Source organism: Actinomadura roseirufa (assembly GCF_900659635.1).
GTDB classification, from domain to species: domain Bacteria; phylum Actinomycetota; class Actinomycetes; order Streptosporangiales; family Streptosporangiaceae; genus Spirillospora; species Spirillospora roseirufa.
This window is the reverse complement of record NZ_CAACVB010000391.1, coordinates 1-5,485: the sequence shown is the minus strand read 5'-3', so window position 1 is coordinate 5,485 and position 5,485 is coordinate 1. Positions and strand designations below refer to the sequence as shown.

Below are 5,485 nucleotides of genomic sequence, written 5' to 3'. Positions count from 1 at the left end.
CCGCTTCGGCGTTATAACCTCACACTCAATCTTTTATCACGAAGTCATGATTGAATCGCGAGTGGTCGGCAGATTGCGATAAACGGTCACATTAAATTTAACCTGACTATTCCACTGCAACAACTGAACGGACTGGAAACACTGGTCATAATCATGGTGGCGAATAAGTACGCGTTCTTGCAAATCACCAGAAGGCGGTTCCTGAATGAATGGGAAGCCTTCAAGAAGGTGATAAGCAGGAGAAACATACGAAGGCGCATAACGATACCACTGACCCTCAGCAATCTTAAACTTCTTAGACGAATCACCAGAACGGAAAACATCCTTCATAGAAATTTCACGCGGCGGCAAGTTGCCATACAAAACAGGGTCGCCAGCAATATCGGTATAAGTCAAAGCACCTTTAGCGTTAAGGTACTGAATCTCTTTAGTCGCAGTAGGCGGAAAACGAACAAGCGCAAGAGTAAACATAGTGCCATGCTCAGGAACAAAGAAACGCGGCACAGAATGTTTATAGGTCTGTTGAACACGACCAGAAAACTGGCCTAACGACGTTTGGTCAGTTCCATCAACATCATAGCCAGATGCCCAGAGATTAGAGCGCATGACAAGTAAAGGACGGTTGTCAGCGTCATAAGAGGTTTTACCTCCAAATGAAGAAATAACATCATGGTAACGCTGCATGAAGTAATCACGTTCTTGGTCAGTATGCAAATTAGCATAAGCAGCTTGCAGACCCATAATGTCAATAGATGTGGTAGAAGTCGTCATTTGGCGAGAAAGCTCAGTCTCAGGAGGAAGCGGAGCAGTCCAAATGTTTTTGAGATGGCAGCAACGGAAACCATAACGAGCATCATCTTGATTAAGCTCATTAGGGTTAGCCTCGGTACGGTCAGGCATCCACGGCGCTTTAAAATAGTTGTTATAGATATTCAAATAACCCTGAAACAAATGCTTAGGGATTTTATTGGTATCAGGGTTAATCGTGCCAAGAAAAGCGGCATGGTCAATATAACCAGTAGTGTTAACAGTCGGGAGAGGAGTGGCATTAACACCATCCTTCATGAACTTAATCCACTGTTCACCATAAACGTGACGATGAGGGACATAAAAAGTAAAAATGTCTACAGTAGAGTCAATAGCAAGGCCACGACGCAATGGAGAAAGACGGAGAGCGCCAACGGCGTCCATCTCGAAGGAGTCGCCAGCGATAACCGGAGTAGTTGAAATGGTAATAAGACGACCAATCTGACCAGCAAGGAAGCCAAGATGGGAAAGGTCATGCGGCATACGCTCGGCGCCAGTTTGAATATTAGACATAATTTATCCTCAAGTAAGGGGCCGAAGCCCCTGCAATTAAAATTGTTGACCACCTACATACCAAAGACGAGCGCCTTTACGCTTGCCTTTAGTACCTCGCAACGGCTGCGGACGACCAGGGCGAGCGCCAGAACGTTTTTTACCTTTAGACATTACATCACTCCTTCTGCACGTAATTTTTGACGCACGTTTTCTTCTGCGTCAGTAAGAACGTCAGTGTTTCCTGCGCGTACACGCAAGGTAAACGCGAACAATTCAGCGGCTTTAACCGGACGCTCGACGCCATTAATAATGTTTTCCGTAAATTCAGCGCCTTCCATGATGAGACAGGCCGTTTGAATGTTGACGGGATGAACATAATAAGCAATGACGGCAGCAATAAACTCAACAGGAGCAGGAAAGCGAGGGTATCCTACAAAGTCCAGCGTACCATAAACGCAAGCCTCAACGCAGCGACGAGCACGAGAGCGGTCAGTAGCAATCCAAACTTTGTTACTCGTCAGAAAATCGAAATCATCTTCGGTTAAATCCAAAACGGCAGAAGCCTGAATGAGCTTAATAGAGGCCAAAGCGGTCTGGAAACGTACGGATTGTTCAGTAACTTGACTCATGATTTCTTACCTATTAGTGGTTGAACAGCATCGGACTCAGATAGTAATCCACGCTCTTTTAAAATGTCAACAAGAGAATCTCTACCATGAACAAAATGTGACTCATATCTAAACCAGTCCTTGACGAACGTGCCAAGCATATTAAGCCACTTCTCCTCATCCAACGCGTCAGTTTTTGACAGAATCGTTAGTTGATGGCGAAAGGTCGCAAAGTAAGAGCTTCTCGAGCTGCGCAAGGATAGGTCGAATTTTCTCATTTTCCGCCAGCAGTCCACTTCGATTTAATTCGTAAACAAGCAGTAGTAATTCCTGCTTTATCAAGATAATTTTTCGACTCATCAGAAATATCCGAAAGTGTTAACTTCTGCGTCATGGAAGCGATAAAACTCTGCAGGTTGGATACGCCAATCATTTTTATCGAAGCGCGCATAAATTTGAGCAGATTTGTCGTCACAGGTTGCGCCGCCAAAACGTCGGCTACAGTAACTTTTCCCAGCCTCAATCTCATCTCTCTTTTTGCGTTCTGCTTCAATATCTGGTTGAACGGCGTCGCGTCGTAACCCAGCTTGGTAAGTTGGATTAAGCACTCCGTGGACAGATTTGTCATTGTGAGCATTTTCATCCCGAAGTTGCGGCTCATTCTGATTCTGAACAGCTTCTTGGGAAGTAGCGACAGCTTGGTTTTTAGTGAGTTGTTCCATTCTTTAGCTCCTAGACCTTTAGCAGCAAGGTCCATATCTGACTTTTTGTTAACGTATTTAGCCACATAGAAACCAACAGCCATATAACTGGTAGCTTTAAGCGGCTCACCTTTAGCATCAACAGGCCACAACCAACCAGAACGTGAAAAAGCGTCCTGCGTGTAGCGAACTGCGATGGGCATACTGTAACCATAAGGCCACGTATTTTGCAAGCTATTTAACTGGCGGCGATTGCGTACCCGACGACCAAAATTAGGGTCAACGCTACCTGTAGGAAGTGTCCGCATAAAGTGCACCGCATGGAAATGAAGACGGCCATTAGCTGTACCATACTCAGGCACACAAAAATACTGATAGCAGTCGGCGTGTGAATCATTAGCCTTGCGACCCTCGGCAGCAAGAACCATACGACCAATATCACGAAAATAGTCACGCAAAGCATTGGGATTATCATAAAACGCCTCTAATCGGTCGTCAGCCAACGTGAGAGTGTCAAAAACGATAAACCAACCATCAGCATGAGCCTGTCGCATTGCATTCATCAAACGCTGAATAGCAAAGCCTCTACGCGATTTCATAGTGGAGGCCTCCAGCAATCTTGAACACTCATCCTTAATACCTTTCTTTTTGGGGTAATTATACTCATCGCGAATATCCTTAAGAGGGCGTTCAGCAGCCAGCTTGCGGCAAAACTGCGTAACCGTCTTCTCGTTCTCTAAAAACCATTTTTCGTCCCCTTCGGGGCGGTGGTCTATAGTGTTATTAATATCAAGTTGGGGGAGCACATTGTAGCATTGTGCCAATTCATCCATTAACTTCTCAGTAACAGATACAAACTCATCACGAACGTCAGAAGCAGCCTTATGGCCGTCAACATACATATCACCATTATCGAACTCAACGCCCTGCATACGAAAAGACAGAATCTCTTCCAAGAGCTTGATGCGGTTATCCATCTGCTTATGGAAGCCAAGCATTGGGGATTGAGAAAGAGTAGAAATGCCACAAGCCTCAATAGCAGGTTTAAGAGCCTCGATACGCTCAAAGTCAAAATAATCAGCGTGACATTCAGAAGGGTAATAAGAACGAACCATAAAAAAGCCTCCAAGATTTGGAGGCATGAAAACATACAATTGGGAGGGTGTCAATCCTGACGGTTATTTCCTAGACAAATTAGAGCCAATACCATCAGCTTTACCGTCTTTCCAGAAATTGTTCCAAGTATCGGCAACAGCTTTATCAATACCATGAAAAATATCAACCACACCAGAAGCAGCATCAGTGACGACATTAGAAATATCCTTTGCAGTAGCGCCAATATGAGAAGAGCCATACCGCTGATTCTGCGTTTGCTGATGAACTAAGTCAACCTCAGCACTAACCTTGCGAGTCATTTCTTTGATTTGGTCATTGGTAAAATACTGACCAGCCGTTTGAGCTTGAGTAAGCATTTGGCGCATAATCTCGGAAACCTGCTGTTGCTTGGAAAGATTGGTGTTTTCCATAATAGACGCAACGCGAGCAGTAGACTCCTTCTGTTGATAAGCAAGCATCTCATTTTGTGCATATACCTGGTCTTTCGTATTCTGGCGTGAAGTCGCCGACTGAATGCCAGCAATCTCTTTTTGAGTCTCATTTTGCATCTCGGCAATCTCTTTCTGATTGTCCAGTTGCATTTTAGTAAGCTCTTTTTGATTCTCAAATCCGGCGTCAACCATACCAGCAGAGGAAGCATCAGCACCAGCACGCTCCCAAGCATTAAGCTCAGGAAATGCAGCAGCAAGATAATCACGAGTATCCTTTCCTTTATCAGCGGCAGACTTGCCACCAAGTCCAACCAAATCAAGCAACTTATCAGAAACGGCAGAAGTGCCAGCCTGCAACGTACCTTCAAGAAGTCCTTTACCAGCTTTAGCCATAGCACCAGAAACAAAACTAGGGACGGCCTCATCAGGGTTAGGAACATTAGAGCCTTGAATGGCAGATTTAATACCAGCATCACCCATGCCTACAGTATTGTTATCGGTAGCAAGCACATCACCTTGAATGCCACCGGAGGCGGCTTTTTGACCGCCTCCAAACAATTTAGACATGGCGCCACCAGCAAGAGCAGAAGCAATACCGCCAGCAATAGCACCAAACATAAATCACCTCACTTAAGTGGCTGGAGACAAATAATCTCTTTAATAACCTGATTCAGCGAAACCAATCCGCGGCATTTAGTAGCGGTAAAGTTAGACCAAACCATGAAACCAACATAAACATTATTGCCCGGCGTACGGGGAAGGACGTCAATAGTCACACAGTCCTTGACGGTATAATAACCACCATCATGGCGACCATCCAAAGGATAAACATCATAGGCAGTCGGGAGGGTAGTCGGAACCGAAGAAGACTCAAAGCGAACCAAACAGGCAAAAAATTTAGGGTCGGCATCAAAAGCAATATCAGCACCAACAGAAACAACCTGATTAGCGGCGTTGACAGATGTATCCATCTGAATGCAATGAAGAAAACCACCATTACCAGCATTAACCGTCAAACTATCAAAATATAACGTTGACGATGTAGCTTTAGGTGTCTGTAAAACAGGTGCCGAAGAAGCTGGAGTAACAGAAGTGAGAACCAGCTTATCAGAAAAAAAGTTTGAATTATGGCGAGAAATAAAAGTCTGAAACATGATTAAACTCCTAAGCAGAAAACCTACCGCGCTTCGCTTGGTCAACCCCTCAGCGGCAAAAATTAAAATTTTTACCGCTTCGGCGTTATAACCTCACACTCAATCTTTTATCACGAAGTCATGATTGAATCGCGAGTGGTCGGCAGATTGCGATAAACGGTCACATTAAATTT

Annotated in this window: 8 protein-coding genes; all 8 read right to left on the bottom strand. The window is 44.7% G+C overall.

Annotated features, from left to right (window positions below; translation table 11 throughout):
• Positions 1 to 36 precede the first annotated feature (36 nt).
• Genes E1291_RS45540 through E1291_RS45505 form a run of 8 tightly spaced genes read right to left on the bottom strand, consistent with a single transcriptional unit; the run spans position 37 to position 5,312 of the window.
• Complete coding sequence (locus E1291_RS45540; protein ID WP_000065572.1) at positions 37 to 1,320, bottom strand: major capsid protein; 1,284 nt, start codon at positions 1,318 to 1,320, stop codon at positions 37 to 39.
• 36 nt (positions 1,321 to 1,356) lie between these two features.
• Positions 1,357 to 1,473, bottom strand: coding sequence for a phage DNA packaging protein J (locus tag E1291_RS45535; RefSeq protein ID WP_000033471.1), 117 nt, complete (start codon positions 1,471 to 1,473; stop codon positions 1,357 to 1,359).
• Positions 1,473 to 1,931, bottom strand: a complete 459-nt coding sequence (locus tag E1291_RS45530) for a scaffolding protein D (RefSeq protein ID WP_000084700.1) — start codon at positions 1,929 to 1,931, stop codon at positions 1,473 to 1,475. Before E1291_RS45530 ends, E1291_RS45535 begins: the two co-directional genes overlap by 1 nt.
• Entirely contained in the window at positions 1,928 to 2,167 is a 240-nt protein-coding gene (locus tag E1291_RS45525) for a phage DNA packaging protein C (RefSeq protein WP_016670801.1), read from the bottom strand. Before E1291_RS45525 ends, E1291_RS45530 begins: the two co-directional genes overlap by 4 nt.
• Entirely contained in the window at positions 2,100 to 2,252 is a 153-nt protein-coding gene (locus tag E1291_RS45520) for a hypothetical protein (protein WP_435988044.1), read from the bottom strand. Before E1291_RS45520 ends, E1291_RS45525 begins: the two co-directional genes overlap by 68 nt.
• Complete coding sequence (locus E1291_RS45515) at positions 2,185 to 3,753, bottom strand: replication endonuclease (RefSeq protein WP_001134933.1); 1,569 nt, start codon at positions 3,751 to 3,753, stop codon at positions 2,185 to 2,187. Before E1291_RS45515 ends, E1291_RS45520 begins: the two co-directional genes overlap by 68 nt.
• A 36-nt stretch (positions 3,754 to 3,789) precedes the next feature.
• Positions 3,790 to 4,776, bottom strand: coding sequence for a Minor spike protein (locus E1291_RS45510; RefSeq protein ID WP_000466547.1), 987 nt, complete (start codon positions 4,774 to 4,776; stop codon positions 3,790 to 3,792).
• 8 nt (positions 4,777 to 4,784) lie between these two features.
• A complete protein-coding gene (locus tag E1291_RS45505; RefSeq protein WP_000487867.1) occupies positions 4,785 to 5,312 on the bottom strand; it encodes a hypothetical protein in 528 nt (175 codons plus the stop codon).
• Positions 5,313 to 5,485: the final 173 nt, after the last annotated feature.